The 21,398-nt window shown below is 62.4% G+C and carries 22 protein-coding genes and 1 tRNA gene; 21 read left to right on the top strand and 2 right to left on the bottom strand.

The features are described from left to right. Positions 1-23: 23 nt before the first annotated feature. The 20 genes from secG (at position 24) to ACNKW1_RS01390 (ending at position 18,198) form a co-directional block, all read left to right on the top strand. Complete coding sequence (secG, locus tag ACNKW1_RS01485) at positions 24-374, top strand: preprotein translocase subunit SecG (protein WP_418363346.1); 351 nt, start codon at positions 24-26, stop codon at positions 372-374. Positions 375-438: 64 nt separating this feature from the next. Beyond that, positions 439-523: transfer RNA gene (locus ACNKW1_RS01480), tRNA-Leu, on the top strand. A 105-nt stretch (positions 524-628) separates the two neighbouring features. After that, a complete protein-coding gene (ndhC, locus tag ACNKW1_RS01475) occupies positions 629-1,003 on the top strand; it encodes an NADH-quinone oxidoreductase subunit A (RefSeq protein WP_138861751.1) in 375 nt (124 codons plus the stop codon). Positions 1,004-1,006: 3 nt separating this feature from the next. Continuing rightward, entirely contained in the window at positions 1,007-1,483 is a 477-nt protein-coding gene (locus ACNKW1_RS01470; protein WP_002926530.1) for a NuoB/complex I 20 kDa subunit family protein, read from the top strand. Between the two features lie 14 nt (positions 1,484-1,497). Then, positions 1,498-2,103 (top strand): NADH-quinone oxidoreductase subunit C, encoded by a 606-nt coding sequence (locus ACNKW1_RS01465; protein WP_418362823.1) that lies wholly within the window; start codon positions 1,498-1,500, stop codon positions 2,101-2,103. Then, a complete protein-coding gene (locus ACNKW1_RS01460) occupies positions 2,096-3,349 on the top strand; it encodes an NADH-quinone oxidoreductase subunit D (protein ID WP_418362822.1) in 1,254 nt (417 codons plus the stop codon). The genes ACNKW1_RS01465 and ACNKW1_RS01460 overlap by 8 nt, the downstream gene beginning before the upstream one ends. 61 nt (positions 3,350-3,410) lie before the next feature. Then, positions 3,411-3,890 (top strand): NADH-quinone oxidoreductase subunit NuoE, encoded by a 480-nt coding sequence (gene nuoE, locus ACNKW1_RS01455; RefSeq protein WP_418362821.1) that lies wholly within the window; start codon positions 3,411-3,413, stop codon positions 3,888-3,890. Between the two features lie 11 nt (positions 3,891-3,901). Next, positions 3,902-5,206: an NADH-quinone oxidoreductase subunit NuoF gene (nuoF, locus tag ACNKW1_RS01450; protein ID WP_418363345.1), complete on the top strand. Its 1,305-nt coding sequence runs from the start codon at positions 3,902-3,904 to the stop codon at positions 5,204-5,206. After that, positions 5,200-7,539, top strand: a complete 2,340-nt coding sequence (gene nuoG, locus ACNKW1_RS01445) for an NADH-quinone oxidoreductase subunit NuoG (RefSeq protein ID WP_418362820.1) — start codon at positions 5,200-5,202, stop codon at positions 7,537-7,539. Before nuoF ends, nuoG begins: the two co-directional genes overlap by 7 nt. Beyond that, on the top strand, positions 7,539-8,588 hold the full coding sequence (nuoH, locus tag ACNKW1_RS01440; protein ID WP_418362819.1) for an NADH-quinone oxidoreductase subunit NuoH: 1,050 nt from the start codon (positions 7,539-7,541) through the stop codon (positions 8,586-8,588). The genes nuoG and nuoH overlap by 1 nt, the downstream gene beginning before the upstream one ends. Positions 8,589-8,595: 7 nt before the next feature. Continuing rightward, positions 8,596-9,081 (top strand): NADH-quinone oxidoreductase subunit NuoI, encoded by a 486-nt coding sequence (gene nuoI, locus ACNKW1_RS01435; protein WP_418362818.1) that lies wholly within the window; start codon positions 8,596-8,598, stop codon positions 9,079-9,081. A 32-nt stretch (positions 9,082-9,113) separates the two neighbouring features. Next, a complete protein-coding gene (locus tag ACNKW1_RS01430) occupies positions 9,114-9,719 on the top strand; it encodes an NADH-quinone oxidoreductase subunit J (RefSeq protein ID WP_418362817.1) in 606 nt (201 codons plus the stop codon). Between the two features lie 60 nt (positions 9,720-9,779). Then, positions 9,780-10,088, top strand: coding sequence for an NADH-quinone oxidoreductase subunit NuoK (gene nuoK / locus ACNKW1_RS01425; protein ID WP_418363344.1), 309 nt, complete (start codon positions 9,780-9,782; stop codon positions 10,086-10,088). A 12-nt stretch (positions 10,089-10,100) separates the two neighbouring features. Continuing rightward, positions 10,101-12,128: an NADH-quinone oxidoreductase subunit L gene (gene nuoL, locus ACNKW1_RS01420; RefSeq protein ID WP_418362816.1), complete on the top strand. Its 2,028-nt coding sequence runs from the start codon at positions 10,101-10,103 to the stop codon at positions 12,126-12,128. Positions 12,129-12,202: 74 nt separating this feature from the next. Beyond that, entirely contained in the window at positions 12,203-13,684 is a 1,482-nt protein-coding gene (locus ACNKW1_RS01415) for an NADH-quinone oxidoreductase subunit M (protein ID WP_418362815.1), read from the top strand. A gap of 50 nt (positions 13,685-13,734) precedes the next feature. Then, positions 13,735-15,204 (top strand): NADH-quinone oxidoreductase subunit NuoN, encoded by a 1,470-nt coding sequence (nuoN, locus tag ACNKW1_RS01410; protein ID WP_418362814.1) that lies wholly within the window; start codon positions 13,735-13,737, stop codon positions 15,202-15,204. Positions 15,205-15,211: 7 nt separating this feature from the next. Next, positions 15,212-15,544 carry a DUF2818 family protein gene (locus ACNKW1_RS01405; RefSeq protein ID WP_418362813.1) on the top strand — a complete coding sequence of 111 codons (333 nt, stop codon included), beginning with the start codon at positions 15,212-15,214 and terminating at the stop codon, positions 15,542-15,544. Then, positions 15,541-16,110 carry an NUDIX domain-containing protein gene (locus tag ACNKW1_RS01400; RefSeq protein WP_418362812.1) on the top strand — a complete coding sequence of 190 codons (570 nt, stop codon included), beginning with the start codon at positions 15,541-15,543 and terminating at the stop codon, positions 16,108-16,110. Before ACNKW1_RS01405 ends, ACNKW1_RS01400 begins: the two co-directional genes overlap by 4 nt. Before the next feature lie 105 nt (positions 16,111-16,215). Beyond that, the gene (locus ACNKW1_RS01395; RefSeq protein ID WP_418362811.1) at positions 16,216-17,844 is read left to right on the top strand and encodes an NAD+ synthase; all 1,629 of its coding nucleotides are present in this window, start codon (positions 16,216-16,218) and stop codon (positions 17,842-17,844) included. A 15-nt stretch (positions 17,845-17,859) separates the two neighbouring features. Then, entirely contained in the window at positions 17,860-18,198 is a 339-nt protein-coding gene (locus ACNKW1_RS01390; protein ID WP_418362810.1) for a P-II family nitrogen regulator, read from the top strand. A gap of 93 nt (positions 18,199-18,291) precedes the next feature. On the opposite strand, the gene ACNKW1_RS01385 is transcribed toward ACNKW1_RS01390, so the two are convergent. Then, complete coding sequence (locus ACNKW1_RS01385) at positions 18,292-19,404, bottom strand: Smr/MutS family protein (RefSeq protein WP_418362809.1); 1,113 nt, start codon at positions 19,402-19,404, stop codon at positions 18,292-18,294. A gap of 9 nt (positions 19,405-19,413) precedes the next feature. After that, positions 19,414-20,367 carry a thioredoxin-disulfide reductase gene (gene trxB / locus ACNKW1_RS01380; protein WP_418362808.1) on the bottom strand — a complete coding sequence of 318 codons (954 nt, stop codon included), beginning with the start codon at positions 20,365-20,367 and terminating at the stop codon, positions 19,414-19,416. A 237-nt stretch (positions 20,368-20,604) separates the two neighbouring features. Between trxB and ACNKW1_RS01375 the strand changes: the two genes are divergently transcribed. Further along, on the top strand, positions 20,605-21,276 hold the full coding sequence (locus ACNKW1_RS01375) for a Crp/Fnr family transcriptional regulator (protein ID WP_418362807.1): 672 nt from the start codon (positions 20,605-20,607) through the stop codon (positions 21,274-21,276). Positions 21,277-21,398: the final 122 nt, after the last annotated feature.

Here is a 21,398-nt window from a genome sequence, read left to right as displayed (position 1 = left end):
TTGGGTTTAATTCAGGGTTTGAGATGGGTGATTATCTTTTTTCTCTCGTGCTGACGGTTCATGTGCTCGTCGGCATTGGTGTCATCGGCTTGGTGCTCGTGCAGCACGGCAAGGGGGCTGACATGGGGGCTGCGTTCGGCGGCGGTGCATCGGGTAGTCTTTTCGGCGCATCGGGTTCGGCGAACTTCCTCAGTCGGACGACCGCCGTGCTTGCGACGGTCTTTTTCCTGACGAGTCTGGGTCTCAGTTTCCTCGCCAGCAACAAGCCTGCTGCGCCCTCGAGCGTGATGGAAGGTGCTCAGGTCGCGCCGGCCGTGGAGTCGCAGCCTGTGGCCCCGGTGGACACTTCGCCGGCCCAGTCGATCCCGAAATAATTGCTCGCCTGGCTTTGCTCAGTCAGGGAAAACTCGTATAATTACGAGGCTTTCAACGTGAAGCGCCGACGTGGTGAAATTGGTAGACACGCTATCTTGAGGGGGTAGTGGCGAAAGCCGTATGAGTTCGAGTCTCATCGTCGGCACCATATTCCGGGAGCGCCCGCAACTGCGGGCGTTTCCATGCAGAACAGCAAAAACAATAATGACGGCGCGCCAATGATGCCGTTCAACGCAAACGGGGGTTTCTGGACATGCTGGAAAACTATTTTCCTGTCCTGATGTTCATGCTCGTCGGTCTTGGCTTTGGCCTTGCGCCCGTCATTCTTGGGCGACTGATTGCCCCCTATCGTCCCGATTCAGAAAAAAACTCTCCCTACGAATGCGGCTTCGAGGCGTTTGAAGATGCCCGAATGAAGTTCGACGTTCGCTATTACCTGATCGCAATTCTTTTCATCCTGTTCGATCTTGAAATCGCCTTTCTCTTCCCGTGGGCGACGGTCTTCCAGGAGTTTATTGCCGCCGGTGAAATTGCCTGGTTCGTGTTTGGATCGGTCATGGTCTTTCTGGCGATTCTGGTAATTGGCTATATCGTCGAGTGGAAGAATGGCGCACTCGACTGGGAGTAATGCATGAGCATTGAGGGCGTATTTCGCGAGGGGTTTGTCACCACCTCGCTGGATGCGGTCATCAACTGGACGCGCACGGGTTCGCTCTGGCCGATGACTTTCGGTCTGGCCTGCTGCGCGGTCGAGATGATCCATGCGGGCTGTTCCCGCTATGACCTGGACCGCTTCGGGGTGGTTTTCCGCCCGAGTCCGCGTCAATCCGATCTGATGATCGTCGCTGGTACCCTGTGCAACAAGATGGCGCCCGCGCTGCGCAAGGTCTACGACCAGATGTCGGAGCCGCGCTGGGTGATCTCCATGGGGTCCTGTGCCAACGGTGGCGGCTACTACCACTACTCCTATTCGGTCGTGCGTGGTTGCGACCGGATCGTGCCGGTTGACGTCTATGTGCCGGGCTGTCCGCCCACGGCCGAGGCGCTGATCTACGGCATTCTCCAGCTCCAGAACAAGATCAAGCGCACGAACACGATCGCGCGCTGAGGGGTGTCCCAGACATGAGTGCCAAGCTTGAACGCCTGAGCCAGTCCCTGCGCGAAGTCTTCGGCGACCACATCCGGTCGCTGGTGCTCGATCGGGGTGAGCTCACCATCGAGGTGCCTGCCTCGGAATACCTGCGCATCTGCCGTCGGTTGCGCGACCATGCCGAGTTGCATTTCGAGCAGCTGATCGACATTTCGGGTGTCGATTATTCCACTTATGGCAACGCGCCATGGGCGGGAAAACGCTTCGCATCGGTGGCGCATCTCACCTCGGTGAAGCACAACCAGCGCCTGCGCGTCCGCGTGTTCGCGGAAGAAGATGCCTTCCCGGTGGTGGATTCGGTGGTAGAGGTCTGGCCAAGCGCCAACTGGTACGAGCGCGAGTCCTTTGATCTGTACGGGATCCTGTATTCCGGCCATCCGGATCTGCGCCGGATCCTGACCGACTACGGTTTCGTCGGCCACCCATTCCGCAAGGACTTCCCGGTGTCGGGTCATGTCGAAATGCGCTACGACCCCGAGCAGGGCAGGGTCGTCTATCAGCCGGTCACCATCGAGCCACGCGAGAACACACCGCGCATCGTGCGCGAAGAGAATTACGGGGACGTCGGCCATGGCTGAAATCCGCAACTACACGATCAACTTCGGTCCGCAGCACCCTTCGGCACACGGCGTGCTTCGTCTCGTGCTCGAGCTGGATGGCGAGGTGGTCGAACGTGCCGACCCGCATATCGGCCTGCTGCATCGCGGCACGGAAAAGCTTGCCGAGACCCGTACCTGGGTGCAGTCCGTGCCCTACATGGATCGTCTCGACTACGTGTCGATGATGTGCAACGAGCACGCCTACTGCATGGCGATCGAGAAGCTGCTCGGCATCGAGGTTCCGTTGCGCGGTCAGTACATCCGGGTGATGTTTGACGAAATCACCCGCATCCTGAACCACCTGCTCAACATCGGCACGCATGCGCTCGACATCGGCGCCATGACGATGGTGCTGTATACCTTCCGCGAACGCGAAGACCTCATGGACGCCTATGAGGCCGTCTCGGGCGCGCGGATGCACGCGGCCTACTACCGGCCCGGTGGCGTCTATCGTGATCTGCCGGACCGCATGCCGAAGTACGAGGCCAATCGTTTCAAGAACGAGAAGGCGGTGCGCGAGCTCAATGCTGCGCGCGAAGGCTCGATGCTGGATTTCCTCGAGGACTTCACGAACCGCTTCCCGACCTATTGCGACGAGTACGAGACGCTTCTCACCGAAAACCGGATCTGGAAGCAGCGCACCGTCGGCATTGGTGTCGTTTCGCCCGAGCAGGCGCTGGCATGGGGATTCACCGGTCCGATGTTGCGTGGTTCCGGAGTCGCATGGGATCTGCGCAAGAAACAGCCTTACGAGGTTTACGACCGACTGGATTTCGACATCCCCGTTGGCAAGAACGGCGACTGCTACGACCGTTACCTGTGCCGCATGGAAGAGATGCGCCAGTCGAACCGCATCATTCGCCAGTGTATCGACTGGTTGCGCAAGAACCCTGGTCCGGTGATCACCGACAACCACAAGATTGCGCCGCCTTCGCGCGAGGCGATGAAGTCGAACATGGAAGAGCTGATTCATCACTTCAAGCTCTTCTCCGAGGGCATCCATGTGCCGAAGGGCGAAGTCTATGCTGCAGTCGAGCACCCGAAGGGCGAGTTCGGGGTGTATGCGGTTTCGGATGGTGCGAACAAGCCGTATCGCCTGAAACTGCGTGCCCCAGGGTTTGCGCACCTCGCCGCGATGGACGAGCTCGCGCGTGGCCACATGATTGCCGACGTTGTGGCGATCATCGGCACGATGGACGTGGTGTTCGGCGAGATCGACCGCTGATCCCCCCGCGAACGCACCACACGAATACGAATCGGCAGGCTATCCGGAAGATCAAGACGACATGCTGAGCCAGGAATCGCTGCAACAGATCGATCGAGAGATCGCGAAATATCCGCCAGATCAGAAGCAGTCCGCGGTCATGGCCGCGCTGCGGATCGCGCAGGTCGAAAAGGGCTGGTTGCCGAAGGAGCTCATCGAGTTCGTCGCCCAGTACATCGGCATGCCGGCGATCGCAGCCTACGAGGTCGCGAGCTTCTACAACATGTACGACCTGGAGCCGGTGGGGCGTCACAAGATCACGGTGTGCACAAACCTGCCCTGTGCGCTGTCCGGCGGCGTGCATGCCGCCGACTACCTGAAGCAGAAGCTCGGCATCGATTTCAACGAGACCACGCCCGATGGCCAGTTCACGCTGAAGGAAGGTGAATGCATGGGTGCGTGCGGCGATGCCCCGGTGCTGCTGGTGAACAACCATCACATGTGCAGCTGGATGACCACCGAGAAGATCGACCAGATCCTGGCCGACCTGGACAAGAAATGAGCACGCAAGGAATGATTCTCGCCGGCTGTGACGGCGACCGCACCTGGCGGCTCCAGGACTACGTCGCTCGCGGCGGCTACTCGGCGTTGAAGAAGATCATCGGCGAGAAGGTCACGCAGGACGCCATCATCGCCGAGCTCAAGTCCTCGGTGCTTCGCGGCCGTGGTGGTGCGGGTTTTCCGACCGGACTCAAGTGGAGCTTCATGCCGCGCTCGTTCCCGGGCGACAAGTACCTCGCCTGCAACTCGGACGAGGGCGAACCGGGAACCTTCAAGGATCGTGACATCCTGCGCTACAACCCGCACTCGGTCATCGAGGGCATGATCATCGCAGCTTATGCGATGGGTGCTGCACGCGGATACAACTACATTCACGGTGAGATCTTCGAGGTGTATCAGCGCTTCGAGGAGGCGCTCGCCGAAGCGCGCGAGGCGGGCCTGCTCGGGCAGAACATCCTGGGTTCCGACTTCTCCTTCGAACTGTTCGCGCATCACGGCTACGGTGCCTACATCTGTGGCGAGGAAACCGCCCTGCTCGAGTCGATCGAGGGCAAGAAGGGGCAGCCGCGCTTCAAGCCGCCGTTCCCGGCGAGCTACGGTCTCTACGGCAAGCCGACCACGATCAACAATACCGAGACCTTCGCGTCGGTCCCGTTCATCATGAACATGGGCGGCGAGGCCTTCCTCAACCTCGGTAAGCCGAACAATGGCGGCATGAAGCTGTTCTCGGTGTCGGGGCATGTCAATCGCCCGGGCAACTACGAGATCCCGCTTGGCACGCCGTTCTCCGAACTGCTCGAGATGGCAGGCGGGATGCGCGGCGGTCGGAAGCTCAAGGCGGTGATCCCGGGAGGGTCCTCCGCGCCGGTGGTGCCGGGTGCGGTGATGATGGACTGCACGATGGACTATGACTCCATCTCCAAGGCCGGGTCGATGCTCGGCTCAGGCGCGGTCATCGTCATGGACGAGACCACCTGCATGGTGAAGGCGCTCGAGCGGCTGTCCTATTTCTATTTCGAGGAATCCTGCGGGCAATGCACGCCTTGTCGCGAAGGCACAGGCTGGTTGTATCGCGTGGTGCACCGTATCGAGAACGGCCTTGGCCGTCCGGACGACCTCGACCTGCTGAACTCGGTCACGACCAACATCATGGGGCGCACCATCTGTGCGCTGGGCGATGCGGCTTCCATGCCGGTGCAGAGCTTCGTCAAGCACTTCGGTAGCGAGTTCGAATACCACATCGAAAACAAGAAGTGCCTCGTGCCGCCCGAAGTGCAGCGCGCAGGCAGTCAAATCTACGTGAGCCCGTCATGCTAGAGATCGAAATCGACGGCAAGCAGATCCAGGTCGAGGACGGCAGCACCGTGATGGATGCCGCCTCGGTCGCCGGGGTGTATATCCCGCATTTCTGCTACCACAAGAAACTCTCCATCGCGGCGAGCTGCCGCATGTGCCTGGTTCAGGTCGAGAAGGCGCCCAAGCCGCTGCCGGCCTGTGCGACCCCGGTCACCAATGGCATGAAGGTGTGGTCACACTCCGAGCTCGCCGTGAAGGCGCAGAAGGGGGTGATGGAGTTCCTGCTCATCAACCACCCCTTGGACTGTCCGATCTGCGATCAGGGCGGCGAGTGCCAGCTGCAGGATCTCGCGGTCGGTTACGGTTCCACCGCTTCGCGCTATCAGGAAGAAAAGCGCGTCGTCTTCAACAAGAACCTCGGTGCGCTCGTCTCCACCGACATGACGCGCTGCATCAACTGCACCCGCTGCGTGCGCTTCACCGCCGAGATCGCCGGCGAGATGGAACTGGGCCAAGCGTTCCGTGGCGAGCACGCGGAGATCATGCCCTTCATCGAGAAGACGGTCGATTCCGAACTCTCGGGCAACATCATCGACCTCTGCCCGGTCGGTGCGCTCACCTCCAAACCCTTCCGCTTCGCTGCCCGCACCTGGGAGCTCTCGCGCCGCAAGTCGGTGAGCCCGCACGATTCGCTGGGCGCGAACCTGATCGTCCAGACCAAGCACGACGTCGTCAAGCGCGTGCTGCCGCTGGAGAACGAAGACGTCAACGAGTGCTGGCTGTCCGACAAGGACCGATTCTCCTATGAGGCGCTCAACGGTGAGCAGCGACTCACCACGCCCATGGTCAAGCAGGGCGGGCAGTGGAAGCAGGTCAACTGGCAGGCGGCGCTCGAGTTCGCGGCCAATGGACTGCGCGGGATCGCACATGATCACGGCGCCCCCGCGATTGGTGCCCTCGGCTCGCCGCATGCGACGGTCGAAGAGCTCCATCTGTTGCAGAAGCTCGTTCGCGGCCTCGGCTCGCAAAACGTCGATTTCCGCCTGCGCCAATCGGATTTCCGCTGCGACGCCCATCGGCTCGGCACCCCTTGGCTTGGCATGCCGATCACCGGCGTCAAGGACCTCAACCGCTTGCTCGTGGTCGGCAGCTTCCTGCGCAAGGACGCACCGCTCCTCGCGCAACGCGTGCGGCAGGCCGCAAAGAAGGGACTGCACGTCAGCGCCATCGGGCCAAATGCCGAGCAATGGTTGATCCCGGTGCGCAACCGAGCGCTTGTCGCACCGTCGGCGATGGTTGCCGTCATGGCCCAAGTGGTGGTCGCGCTGTCGCAGGAGAAGGGTGTCGAGGTCAGTACCGCGCTGCAGGGCAAACTGCCGGTGGACGTTTCCGATGACGCCCGGGCGATCGCCCAGAGCCTGGCCAGCGGCCGCAAGGTTGCGGTGTGGCTCGGCAACCTGGCCGTCCAGCACGAGCGCTACAGCGAATTGCAGACCCTGGCGCAGGAGATCGCGCGCATTTCCGGAGGCAGCTTCGGCGTCATCGGAGAAGCGGCCAACAGTGTTGGCGGCTATCTTGCCCGCGCCGTGCCGGGCGAGGATGGCCTGAACGCCGCCGCGATGATCGAACAGCAGCGCAAGGCCTACGTGTTGCTCGGCGCCGAACCCGATCTCGATTTTGCCAACCCGGTCGCCTCGCTCGCAGCGATGCGCGCGGCGCAGCTCGTCGTCGCGATGAGCGCCTTCGACTCGCCCGCGTTGCGTGAGGTGGCCGACGTGCTGCTGCCGATCGCGCCCTTTACCGAAACCTCCGGAACCTTCGTCAACACCGAGGGCAGGGCGCAGAGCTTCACTGCGGTTGCCCGTCCCTTGGGTGAGGCGCGGCCGGGCTGGAAGGTGCTTCGCGTCCTGGGCAACCTGCTCGCCCTCGAAGGCTTCGAGTATGGCGACTCGGAAGCCGTGCGCGCCGAAGCGCTGGGTGGCGACATTCCGGCACGCTTGGACAACGAACTGCGTGGCATCGTGGTCAATGCGGCGCTGGGTGAAACCTCCAGGCTCGAGCGCGTGGCCGATGTCCCGATCCACTTCGCCGATCCGATCGTGCGTCGTGCGCCTTCGCTGCAGAAAACGCGTGATGCAGCCGCACCCGTGGCGCGCATCGCACCGGCCACCATTGCGGCCCTCGGCCTCAGCGACGGAGATCGGGTGCGGGTGACGCAGGGTGGTGGCAGCGTCGAACTGGTTCTTGCGGCCGACACCGGCCTTGCCGAAGGCTGCGTGCGCGTGGCCGCAGCGCATCCCTCGACCGCCGCGCTTGGCGCGCTGAGCGGTGACCTCAGCGTGGAGCGTGTCTGATGGATTCGATGCTTCAACCCGTAGCCGATTTCTTCGGCCCGAGCTGGACGGCGATCTGGACGCTGATCAAGATCGTCGCGATCATCGCCCCGTTGATGATCTGCGTGGCGTATCTGACCTTGGCCGAGCGCAAGGTGATCGGTTTCATGCAGGTGCGGATCGGCCCTAACCGGGTCGGCCCGATGGGTCTGCTGCAGCCGATCGCGGACGGCATGAAACTGCTGTTCAAGGAGATCATCGTCCCGAGCGGCGCAAGCAAGGGGCTCTTCATCCTGGGCCCCATCCTTGCCATCGCGCCTTCGCTGGCCGCCTGGGCGGTCATACCCTTCGATGACGGGCTCGTGCTCGCCAATGTCAATGCAGGGCTGCTCTTCCTGCTCGCGATCACTTCGCTCGAGGTGTACGGCGTGATCGTCGCGGGCTGGGCGTCGAACTCAAAGTATCCCTTCCTCGGCGCCATGCGTGCGGCGGCACAGATGGTGTCTTACGAGGTTTCGATGGGCTTCGCCCTGATCTGCGTGCTGCTGATCTCGGCCAGCCTCAACCTCACCGACATCGTGATGTCGCAGTCCCAGGGACGTTTTGCCGACATGGGCCTGGGCTTCCTATCCTGGAACTGGCTGCCGCTGTTCCCGATGTTCGTCGTGTATGTGATCTCCGGCATCGCCGAAACCAACCGCGCCCCGTTCGACGTGGTCGAAGGCGAGGCAGAGGTGGTTGCCGGACACATGGTCGAGTATTCGGGTATGGCGTTCGCGCTGTTCTTCCTCGCCGAATACGCCAATATGATCCTGGTCTCCATCCTGACCGCGGTCCTGTTCCTTGGCGGATGGCTTTCGCCCGTGGGCTTCCTGCCCGACGGTTTCCACTGGCTGGCGGTGAAGACGGCATTCATCCTGCTGCTGTTCCTGTGGGCGCGAGCCACCTTTCCGCGCTTCCGCTACGACCACATCATGCGTCTGGGCTGGAAGGTGTTCATTCCCGTCACCCTGGTGTGGGTGTTCGTGGTGGCGGTCTGGATGATGTCGCCGTTGTCGATCTGGAGTTGAGAAGACCATGGGTGCCAAGGATTACATCGGCAGTCTGTTCCTGAAGGAACTCGTCAAGGGCATGGCCCTGACCGGACGGCATTTCTTCCAGCGCAAGATCACGATCCAGTATCCGGAAGAAAAGACTCCGCAGAGCAACCGTTTCCGCGGTTTGCACGCCCTGCGCCGTTACCCGAACGGTGAAGAGCGCTGCATCGCGTGCAAGCTGTGCGAGGCCATCTGTCCGGCAATGGCTATCACGATCGAGTCCGCGCAGCGGGACGACGGATCGCGTCGCACCACGCGCTACGACATCGATCTGACCAAGTGCATTTTCTGCGGTTTCTGCGAGGAGGCGTGCCCGGTTGATGCGATCGTGGAGACGCGCGTGCTCGAGTACCACGGCGAGCAGCGCGGCGATCTCTACTACACCAAGCAGATGTTGCTGGCAGTGGGGGATCGTCACGAGGCGCAGATCGCCGCCGACCGCGAACAGGACGCCAAGTACCGCTAAGGGGAGGGCGCGCGAGCGCCACAGCCGAGAACATGGAATTCAAGACCTTCGTCTTCTACTTTCTAGCCGCGATCATGGTGTTCGCGGCACTGAAGGTGATCACCGCCCGGAATCCGGTGCATGCAGCGCTGTATCTGGTGCTGACTTTCTTCAACGCCGGCGGCCTGTGGCTGCTGTTGCAGGCAGAGTTCCTCGCCATCACGCTCGTCATGGTCTACGTGGGCGCGGTGATGGTGCTGTTCCTGTTCGTCGTGATGATGCTGGACATCAACCTGGACCGCCTGCGTGAGGGGTTCTGGAGCTATCTGCCGGTGGGGGCACTGGTTGGCGTGCTGATGCTCGTCGAGATGGTGATGATTCTCGGTGGGCCGTACTTTGGCCTGGACGCGATGCCCGCGCCTCCGGCCGCGGCCGAGACCTACAGCAACACGCGCGAACTCGGCCGTGTGCTCTATACCGACTACGTCTATGCCTTCGAACTCGCTTCGCTGGTTTTGCTGGTGGCGATGGTGGCAGCGGTTGCGCTGACGCTTCGCAAGCGCAAGGGGCTGAAGTACATCCAGCCTTCCCAGCAGGTTTCGGTCACGCGTGAAGGTCGTGTCGAACTCGTGAAGATGCAGGCCGAGAAGCAGGACTGACGTCGTAGCTGCGCAAAACAAGAACCGCACCTGCCGGGGGCAGGTGCGATCAGGGGGTCACTGATGCTTTCGCTTTCCCATTTCCTCATCCTGGGCGCGATCCTGTTCGCGATCAGCGTGGTCGGGATCTTCCTCAACAGGAAGAACCTGATCGTGCTTCTGATGGCCATCGAACTGATGTTGCTGTCGGTGAACATGAACTTCGTCGCTTTCTCGCATTACCTCGGCGACATCGCAGGCCAGGTTTTCGTTTTCTTCATCCTCACCGTCGCAGCGGCCGAATCCGCGATTGGCCTTGCGATCCTGATCGTGATGTTCCGCAGCATGCGCACGATCCATGTGGATGATCTGGACAGCCTCAAGGGTTAAGGAAGCGTCACGATGACGGACATGAAAGCACTTTATCTCCTCGTGCCGCTGGCGCCGCTGGCCGGCGCGATCCTTGCGGGCCTGTTCGGCAAGCAGATCGGCAGGGCGGGGGCGCACATCGTCACCATCCTCGGCGTGGCGATCGCATTCGTCGCCTCGGTGGTGATCTATCAGGACGTAGCTGCGGGGAATACCTTCAACGGCACGGTCTACACCTGGATGCAGGCGGGCGGCATCGACTTCGAGGTCGGCTTCCAGATTGATTCGCTGACCGTGATGATGATGCTGGTCGTCACCTTCGTATCCCTGATGGTGCATATCTACACGATCGGCTACATGTCCGAGGACCCCGGCTACCAGCGTTTCTTCAGCTATATCTCGCTGTTCACCTTCTCCATGCTGATGCTGGTGATGTCGAACAACTTCCTGCAGCTTTTCTTCGGCTGGGAGGCGGTGGGCCTCGTGTCCTACCTGCTGATCGGCTTCTGGTACGAACGTCCGACGGCCATCTACGCCAACATGAAGGCCTTCCTGGTCAACCGCGTGGGTGACTTCGGCTTCCTGCTCGGCATCGGTCTGATCGCTGCCCATACCGGCAGCCTCAACTACCAGGAAGTGTTCGCCCAGGCGCAGGCGCTTTCCGTGACCGAGATGGTTGTCACCGGCTGGCCGCTGCTCACCGCGATCTGCATCTGCCTGTTCATCGGTGCGATGGGCAAGTCGGCCCAGGTCCCGCTGCACGTGTGGCTGCCCGACTCGATGGAAGGCCCGACCCCGATCTCGGCGCTGATCCACGCCGCGACCATGGTTACCGCGGGTATCTTCATGGTGGCGCGGATGTCGCCGCTGTTCGAGCTCTCCGATACCGCGCTGTCCTTCGTGCTCGTCATCGGCGCCACCACCGCGCTGTTCATGGGTTTCCTTGGCATCGTGCAGAACGACATCAAACGCGTGGTCGCATACTCGACGCTGTCGCAGCTCGGCTACATGACCGTGGCGCTCGGTGTGTCGGCCTACTCCGCGGCGGTGTTCCACCTGATGACGCACGCCTTCTTCAAGGCGCTGCTGTTCCTCGGCGCGGGCTCGGTGATCATCGGCATGCACCACGATCAGGACATGCGCAACATGGGCGGCCTGCGCAAGTACATGCCGATCACTTGGATCACCTCGCTGCTCGGTTCGCTGGCCCTGATCGGCTTTCCGTTGTTCTCCGGTTTCTATTCGAAGGACTCGATCATCGAAGCGGTGCATGCGTCCGAGATCGCAGGCTCCGGCTACGCGCTGTTCTGCGTGCTGCTCGGCGTGTTCGTGACCGCGTTTTACTCCTTCCGAATGTATTTCCTCGTCTTCCACGGCGAGGAGCGCTTCGGCAAGGCGCATGACCACGCCCATCACGACCACCACGGCGACCACGATGATGAGGAGCCGTCGGCGGACCATCACCACGGTCTCGCGCCGGGTCAGAAGCCGCACGAGTCGCCCTGGGTGGTCACCGTGCCGCTGGTCCTGCTCGCCGTCCCTTCGGTGCTGATCGGATTCTTCACCATCGATCCGATGTTGTTCGGCGGGTGGTTCAAGGACGTGATCTTCGTCGGTGACAGCCACGCCGGCCTGAAGGAACTCGCGGCCAGCTTCCACGGACCGGTCGCGATGGCGATCCACGGCCTGCAGACGGCACCGTTCTGGCTCGCGATGGGTGGCGTTGCGCTTTCCTGGTTCTTCTACATGAAGCGCCCCGACATCCCGGCGGCGATCCAGCAGAAGTTCAAGCCGATCCACACCCTGCTGGAGAACAAGTACTACTTCGACCGCTTCAACGAGATCTTCTTCGCCGGTGGTGCGCGTGCGCTCGGCAAGGGCCTGTGGAAGGCCGGCGATCAGGGGCTGATCGACGGGGTCATGGTGAACGGCTCGGCGAAGCTCGTGGGTTGGGTCGCGCAGATGTCGCGCCTGTTCCAGACCGGCCATCTGTACCAGTACGCCTTCATGATGATCATCGGCGTGTTCATCCTGCTCACCTACTGGTTCAACAAGGGTTGAGCGGCACACTCCGGTGCTGAAACACATAACAAGATCGAACGCGCCGTGCGCGGCGCACTGAACGGAAAGCAACGATGACGGACATTCCTCTCCTCAGTCTGGCGATCTGGGTACCGATCCTCGGTGGCCTGCTGGTGCTCGCGACCGGCTCGGATCGCAATGCCCCGATGGCGCGCATGCTCGCTCTCGCGGTCGCGGTGGCTGGCTTCGTCGTGACGATTCCGCTCTACACGGGCTTCGACGTGACGACCAGCGCCATGCAGTTCGTCGAACTGACCGCGTGGGTGCCCCGTTTCAACATCAACTATCACCTCGGCGTCGATGGCCTGTCGGTCCTGTTCGTGATCCTCAATGCCTTCATCACCATCCTCGTGGTGGTCGCAGGCTGGCAGGTGATCCAGGACAAGGTTGCGCAGTACATGGCCGCCTTCCTGATCATGTCGGGCCTGATGAACGGCATCTTCTCTGCGCTCGATGGTGTGCTGTTCTATGTGTTCTTCGAGGCATCGCTGATCCCGCTGTACCTCGTGATCGGCATCTGGGGTGGCGCGAACCGCGTGTATGCCGCGATCAAGTTCTTCCTCTACACGCTGCTTGGCTCCCTGCTGATGCTGATCGCACTGCTGTACCTGTTCATGCAATCCGGTGGCAGCTTCAGCATCCTCGACTGGCACCAATTGCCGCTCCCGATCGAGCCGCAGATCCTGATCTTCCTCGCCTTCCTCGTGGCTTTCGGTGTCAAAGTCCCGATGTGGCCGGTGCACACCTGGCTGCCCGATGCGCACGTCGAGGCGCCCACCGGCGGTTCGGTGGTACTGGCGGCGATCGGCCTGAAGCTTGGCGCCTATGGCTTCCTGCGCTTCTCCCTGCCGATCGTGCCCGACGCCGCGCAGCAACTGGCGCCGCTGGTGATCACGCTGTCGCTGATCGCGGTGGTGTACATCGGCTTCGTCGCCCTCGTCCAGGCGGACATGAAGAAGTTGGTGGCGTATTCGTCGATCTCGCACATGGGTTTCGTCACCCTGGGCTTCTTCATCTTCAACCCGCTTGGCGTGGAAGGCGCCTTGGTACAGATGATCTCGCACGGTTTCGTGTCCGGCGCAATGTTCCTCTGCATCGGTGTCCTGTACGACCGTATGCACTCGCGCCAGATCGCTGACTACGGCGGGGTGGTGAACACCATGCCGAAGTTTGCTGCCTTCTTCATGCTGTTTGCGATGGCCAACTCCGGGCTACCTGCCACTTCTGGCTTCGTGGGCGAGTTCATGGTGGTGCTCGGCGCGGTGCAATACAACTTCTGGATCGGCTTCGTGGCAGCCACGACCCTGATCCTCGGCGCGGCCTACTCGCTGTGGATGTACAAGCGCGTCGTTTTCGGCAAGGTTGCGAACAAGCATGTGGCGGAGCTCACCGACATCAACGGGCGCGAGTTCGCCTTCCTTGCAGTTCTTGCGTTCTGCGTGCTGGCGATGGGTCTGTACCCCTTCCCGTTCACCGAAGTGATGCATGCCTCGGTCAACGAACTCCTGCGGCATGTTGCCGTGAGCAAGCTCTGAGCGCTGCTTGGCGCTGGCGCAATAGAGACACTTAACGGACTGGTCAGAAGATGAATTTCGTCGTTCCCGACTTCTACCCCGCAGCGGCCGAGATCTTCGTTGCCGTGATGACGCTGGTGATCATGCTGGCGAGCACCTTCGCGCGCAGCATTGCACGCAACCTGTCCTACCTGTTGACGCAGGCGACGCTGATCGTGGCGGCCTTCATCACCATCTTTACGATGGATGGCGAAGTGGTCTACACCTTCAGCAATCTCTTCATCAGCGACCTGATGGGCGATTTCCTGAAGCTGATGATCTACGGCTCCACGGCCGTGGCGCTGCTGTACGGGCGCGGTTACATGGCCGACCGCAAGCTCGACAAGCCCGAGTACTACATCCTCGCGCTGCTGATGACCCTGGGCATGATGGTGATGGTTACCGCCAACCACATGCTGCCGATGTACATCGGCCTCGAGATGATGTCGCTCGCGCTGTACACGATGGTCGCCTTCGACCGCGATTCCCCGCGCTCGACTGAAGCGGCGATGAAGTACTTCGTGCTCGGTGCGCTCGCCTCCGGCCTGCTCCTGTACGGGATGTCGATGGTGTACGGTGCCACCGGTACGCTCGAGTTCTCGGCCATTGCGCAGTCCCTGCACAACCAGACCGCCAATACCACGGTGCTGATGTTCGGCCTGGTGTTCCTGGTTGCAGGCATCAGCTTCAAGCTTGGTGTCGTGCCCTTCCACATGTGGGTTCCGGACGTCTATCAGGGCGCACCGACCGCGGTCACGCTGGTCATTGCAACGGCGCCGAAGCTTGCTGCGTTTGCGATGGCGGTGCGCCTGCTGATCTGGGCGCTGTTCGACCTCGCCCAGGAATGGCAGATGATGCTCATGCTGGTCGCTGGTGCCTCCATCGTGCTCGGCAACCTGGCCGCGATCGCGCAGCAGAACATCAAGCGCATGCTGGCGTATTCGGGGATCTCGCACATGGGCTTCGTGCTGCTCGGGCTGCTCGCCGGCGTAGTGGAAGGGGATCGCCAGTTCGCGCTCAACGCCTACAGCTCGGCGATGTTCTACGCGGTGGCGTATGTGATCATGAGCCTGGCCTCTTTCGGCATGGTCATCCTGCTGTCCCGCGCGGGCTTCGAGGCCGAAAACATCGAAGACTTCAAGGGCCTGAACAAGCGCAGCCCGTGGTACGCACTGATGATGTTGTTCGTCATGTTCTCGATGGCGGGCGTGCCCTTCTTCATCGGGTTCTTCGCGAAGCTGTCGGTGCTGCAGGCCGTTGTCGCTGCAGGGTACTTCTGGCTGGCGGTGCTGGCGGTGGTGATGTCGGTGATCGGGGCATTCTATTACCTGCGCGTGGTCAAGCTGATGTACTTCGATCAGCCCGTCGACGCGTCGCCCATCCGTGCGCCGGCCGAAGTTCGTGTCATGCTGTCGGCCAACGGCCTCGCAATCGCAGGGCTTGGCCTGATGCCGCAGATGCTGATGTCGGTATGCGCCTACGCGCTGCTCGCATCGCTCTGAACGTGACGTGAGCCACTCCGGGTCGAGTCTTTTTCTTCTGTTGGCCATCGCGTTCACGATGGCCAATCTTCCTTTTGTCTTCGAGCGCATCTTCTTCGTACGCAAGCCCGCTGCGGGTAAGCGCAAGGCGCTCGGGTGGAGCCTGCTCGAGCTCGTCGTCCTGTATGCCGCCCTCGGGGTGACCGCGGCGCTGCTCGAGATTCGTGCGAACGGAAGCCTGTATGAACAGGGCTGGGCCTTCTACGTGACCACCTTCTGCATGTTCCTCGTCTTTGCCTTTCCAGGCTTCACGTATCGCCACCTCTGGCATCCTCCCCGGGCTGGACGCGCATCCGAATGAACGCGAGGCAGGCAGACGACCCGCTGGCCGAGCACACACTCGGTTCGGAGCCGGTGTTCGACGGACGTCTGCTTCACGTACGACGCGATCGTGTGCGTCTGCCCGACGGGAGCGACGCGATACGCGAGTACATTCGCCACCCGGGTGCTGTGGTGATTGTCGGTATGCTTGACAGTGGGCGGCTGCTCTTCGAGAGACAGTTCCGTTACCCGCTGCGACGTGCCTTTGTCGAGCTTCCCGCGGGCAAGCTGGATGCGGCGGAGCCGCCGCTCGCGTGCGCGTGCCGTGAACTGCGGGAGGAAACCGGCTACGAAGCCTCGACCTGGATTCACCTTGGGGTGATGCATCCCTGCATTGGCTATTCCGACGAGCGCATCGAGATCTTTTTCGCACATGGCCTGACACCCGGCGCAAGCGCGCTCGATGAGGGCGAGTTCCTCGAAGTGCTCGAACTGTCCATCGACGAGGTCGAGCGCCAGATCGATGCCGGCGAGATCACGGATGCGAAAACGATCACCGCCTTTTTCCGTGCCCAGCCGCTGATTCGCGCGTATCTTCCCGCATAGTCTGCTCCGGCCTCGGTTTCCCAGCGCAGTCTGCATCTCCGCACACTCCACACGACCCGGTCGGATGGCGCCAGCCGTTCGATGCATGTCCCACCGTTCGAAATCATGAATACATCCATCCAGTCTTCCATCGGGATCGCGATCGCCCAGCTCAACCTGACCGTCGGTGATCTTGGCGGCAACGCGGACAGGATCATCGCCGCGGTCGGGCGTGCGCGCGCGGCCGGAGCGAGCCTGTTGCTGACCCCGGAACTCGCGCTCTCGGGTTATCCGCCAGAGGATCTGCTGCTTCGGCCCGATTTCTACCGTGCGTGCGCGCGCGAAATGCAGCGCATCGCTGACGCTGCAGTCGGCATCGTAGTGGTGCTAGGCCACCCGGTTGAGGAAGGGCTGCAACGTTTCAATGCTGCATCCGTGCTGTTCGAGGGGCGGGTGCTCGCGCGTTACCACAAGCGCCTGCTGCCAAACTACGAGGTGTTCGACGAGGAGCGTTACTTCCAGGCGGGTGACGAGACCTGTGTGTTCGAGTGGCAGGGCATTCGCTTCGGACTGAACATCTGCGCCGACGTGTGGGAGAGCGGCCCCGCCACCGCGGCGCGCGCGGCCGGGGCACAGGTATTGCTCGCCCTGAACGCCTCGCCCTATCACATGGGCAAACAGGCGCTCAGAAGGCAGATCCTGCGCGAACGCGTGCGCGAGGCGGGATTGCCGGTGGTGTACTGCAACATGGTGGGTGGCCAGGACGAACTGGTCTTCGACGGGGCGTCCTTCGTTCTCGCGGCAGACGGTGAGTTGGTGCATCAATCGGAGCCGTTCGAGGAGCAGGTCGACGTAGTGCGCTTCGACGGGGGAGGTTGGCAGGGCGGGCGCAGCGTCCCCGAATGTGGCTGCGAAGAGGAAGTCTACGAGGCGCTCAAGATCGGGGTGCGCGACTACCTGGGCAAGAACAGCTTCCCTGGGGCCATCATCGGGCTCTCTGGCGGAATCGACTCCGCCCTTACCCTGGCCATCGCGGTCGATGCGCTCGGTGCGGACAAGGTCCGGGCGGTGATGCTGCCCTCTCCTTACACCTCGCAGATGAGCTTGGATGATTCGCGTGAGATGGTTCGGCGGCTGGGCGTGCGTTACGACGAGATTCCGATCGAGCCTGCGATGAAGGCATTCGACGGACTGCTCGCATCCCAGTTTGCCGGACTGCCCGCAGATGCCACTGAAGAGAACCTCCAGGCGCGCATCCGCGGCATGATCGTGATGGCGCTGTCGAACAAGACGGGCGCGATCGTCCTCACCACGGGCAACAAGAGCGAGATGGCGACCGGCTATGCCACGCTCTACGGGGACATGGCGGGCGGGTTCGCGGTGCTGAAGGATCTCTACAAGACCTTCGTGTTCAGGCTGTCGAACTGGCGCAACACGGTGAGTCCTGTGATTCCGCAGAACATCATCGACCGTCCGCCGTCGGCTGAACTCAAGCCTGACCAGAAGGATCAGGACAGCCTGCCGCCCTACGAAATCCTGGATGCGATCATCCAGGCCTACATGGAGCGCGACCAGTCGCCGCGCGAAATCATCGCAGCAGGCTACCCCGAGGCCGATGTGCGGCGCACCGTCACCCTGCTCAAGCGCAACGAGTACAAGCGCCGGCAGGCGCCCGTGGGGATCCGGGTCACTCAGCGGGGCTTCGGCAGGGATTGGCGTTATCCGATAACATCGCGCTACCAGGACGAATACTGAGACGAGGAGGAGTGGATGAAGAAGATCGAGGCGATCATCAAGCCGTTCAAGCTGGACGAGGTGCGTGAGGGACTTTCAGAGGTGGGCATCACCGGCCTCACTGTCACCGAGGTGAAGGGTTTTGGTCGGCAGAAGGGCCATACCGAGTTGTACCGCGGCGCCGAATACGTGGTCGACTTCCTTCCCAAGATCAAGGTCGAGGTGGTGCTCGCCGATGACATGGTCGACCAGGCGGTGGAGGCGATCGTCAAGGCCGCGCACACGGGCAAGATTGGTGACGGAAAGATCTTCGTCACGCCCGTGGAGCAGGTGATCCGCATCCGTACGGGTGAAACCAACGAGGCGGCCATCTAGGTCTTACGGGTCTTAGCGCTCCGCCGGCACGCTGATCTGGTGTTGCCGGCGCCCGGGCGGGGTAGGTGTGGAGCGGCGAGTGCCGGTCCCTGCTCAGCGCGGCGCGGCGTTTTGCGCCCTGAGGAGCACCAACAGCGCTCCACCGCCTCCGTCGTGCGGGCCGGCTTGGCAGAAGGCGAGGATCTCCTCGCGCTGCGCGAGCCACCCACGCGAGAGTTGCTTCAGGATTGAGACCTTCCCCGGGGAGCCGTGTCCTTTTCCGTGGATCACGCGGATGCAGCGTTTTCCCTGGCTCAGCATGTCGTGCAGAAAATGTGCGAGCGCCGACCGAGCCTCATCGCGGGTGAGGCCATGCAGGTCGATCTGCCCCTGCAGCACCCAACGGCCGCGGCGCAGGTCTGTGAGCACCCGGCGTGGCAGGCCCGTGCGCAGGAAAGCGGCCTCTTCGCCCATGTCGAGGCGGTCTTCGAAGGTCAGGGGCGCAGCGAGCGTTTCGCTCAGTGCGGCACGCTCGTCTTCCTCGCGCTTGAGCGGGGCCGGTAAGGGCGCGGGTTTGGCCAGTTCGACACGGTTGGCTTGATCCAGAGGTTTCGCCTCGCCGATCACGGTGCGAAAGAGCGCAGCCGGGTCATGCAGGTCGGCATCGGCAGGCAGCACCAGCGCGTCGGGTCGCAAGGCCGGGCCCGCGTGCGGACGGTCCCGCTCATGGTGGCGCCGTGGCGTGTCGAGCACCACGCGGCCGCTGTCGCGCAGGGGCATCACGCCTTCATAGGCGAGCTGCAGCGGGTCCTGCCTGCGCGCGCCTGCGGGGCGGTCCGTTGGTGCATCCTCTTCGACGACGCGTGGGCGAGGAACTGGCGCGGGGCGGGCACCCTGAACCTCGACCCGCCCGCCAGTCCGTACTGGACGGACCGGTCCAACTGCCTTGCGAAAGGCTTCCAGCTCCGCAGCGTCGCATACCGCAGCCGGGCCCTCGCGGTCAGGGGGCGCGTCGGCCGGTGCGGAGGGCTTGCCCGGCGTCGTCTGCGCCGTCGCGGGTCGTTCCTCGGAGGACGGCTGAGTACGCGGCTGAGTATGCGGCTGGGCGCGCAACTGCTTGCGCAGGTCGGCAAAGGGCGCATTGAGCGCCTTTGTGCTCGCGGCGGGGACTTCCCCTCCACGCCCCTTGCGCGACTTACCGGATGCTGCTGCGCCCTTGCGGCTCACCCGGGTGCCTCAGCCGCCCAGGGCGTCGAGGTAACGCTCGGCGTCGAGCGCTGCCATGCAGCCGGTCCCGGCCGAAGTCACGGCCTGGCGATAGATGTGATCCTGCACATCACCGGCGGCAAAGACACCGGGAATGCTGGTCTGCGTGGCATTGCCGTTGCGCCCGCCCTGGGTGACGATGTAGCCGCCCTCCATCTCCAGCTGCCCCTCGAAGATATCGGTGTTGGGCTTGTGGCCGATCGCGATGAACACGCCCTGCAGGGCGACGTCACGGGTGGCGCCGGAGTTGACCTCCTTGATGCGCATGCCGGTCACGCCGCTGTTGTCGCCCAGCACCTCGTCGAGCGTGGTGTTGAGCGCGAGTTCGATCTTGCCGGCCGCGACCTTCTCCATGAGCTTGTCGATCATGATCTTCTCGGCGCGGAACTTCTCGCGTCGATGCACGAGCGTGACCTTCTTCGCGATGTTGGCGAGGTAGAGCGCTTCCTCGACCGCGGTATTGCCGCCGCCGATCACTGCCACTTCCTGGTTGCGGTAGAAGAACCCGTCGCATGTCGCGCAGGCCGACACACCCCGCCCGGAGAACTTCTCTTCGGAGGGCAGGCCAAGGTACTTGGCGGTCGCCCCGGTTGCGATGATCAGGGCATCGCAGGTGTATTCGCCGTTGTCACCGATGAGGCGGAACGGGCGCTCGCCCAGCTTCACCGTGTGAATATGGTCGAAGATCATCTCGGTGTTGAAGCGCTCGGCGTGCTTCTGAAACCGCGCCATCAGGTCGGGCCCCATCACGCCGTCGGCGTCAGCGGGCCAGTTGTCGACCTCGGTGGTCGTCATCAGTTGCCCGCCCTGGGCGAGGCCGGTAATGAGCACCGGATTCAGATTTGCGCGCGCTGCATACACTGCGGCGCTGTAGCCGGCCGGGCCAGAGCCGAGGATGAGCAGGCGGGCGTGCTTGTTCGTCATGGGGGCTTTCCTGCGGGTTGGGGTGAAGTGCGTGATTATAGCCGAGCGTCGGGACCCTCCCGAGGTACGGAAGGGCTTGATCCGCAAGGTTCGGCGGATTGGGTCGCCGATAATGAAAGCTTGCACGGAGGCGTGCGTGTGACGAATATCACACCTGCTCCTCGCGACGGCTTGCATTCGATTACAATCGGATGCCCGTTGTCGGGGACGGGACATACACCGCAAACCGGAGTACGCATGACGCAAGCCACCGCCGTTTCCGTGGTCGCACTCAAGACCATCCCCTTGTTCCAGGGACTGTCCGACGACGCGCTGGGCACCATCGCCCGTGTGGCGATGATGCGACGTTTCCCGCGCGGGCAATCGGTCGTCTGTGCTGGTGACCGGTCCGACTACGTTTATCTGGTGCTGACCGGCAGCCTCAAGGTCGTTGTCAGCGACGAGGATGGTCGTGAAGTCATCCTCTCGATCCTGGGGCAGGGTGAGCTCTTCGGCGAAATGGGCATGTTCGACGAGCGCCCGCGTTCGGCGTCGGTGATCGCGGTCGTTCCTGCGGATCTGGTGCTGATCTCGAAGCAGGATTTCCGCCGCATCCTGCACGACAGCTTCGATGTGTCGTGGCGAATCATGTGCAACCTGGCCGAGCGGCTGCGCAACGCCGACCGCAAGATCGAAAGCCTTGCCCTGATGGACGTCTATGGGCGGGTCGCGCGGCTGCTCATCGAGATGGCCGAAATCGTCGGCGCCGAGACGGTGGTGGTGCGCAAGGTCTCGAAGCAGGACATTGCCAAGATGATCGGCGCCTCGCGTGAAATGGTCAGCCGGGTGATGAAGGATCTTGGTCAGCAAGGACTGATCGAGGAACGGCCCGATGGCATCGTGCTGCGCGACCGTATCAACGATCTCTGAGCTGCGACGGGCGTGTCAGGGCGGGGCAGGGGTTCTCGTCTGCACTATGACGCCTTTGTGAGCAGCCGCAACATCGGGCCTGGATGAGACGGTCGATCCCGTATAATCCCGGGGTCTCTCCA

It is taken from the genome of Thauera sp. WH-2 (assembly GCF_048321015.1).
Taxonomy (GTDB): domain Bacteria; phylum Pseudomonadota; class Gammaproteobacteria; order Burkholderiales; family Rhodocyclaceae; genus Thauera.
Note: the sequence above shows the minus strand (reverse complement) of the source record. Positions and strands in the feature narration are given on the sequence as shown.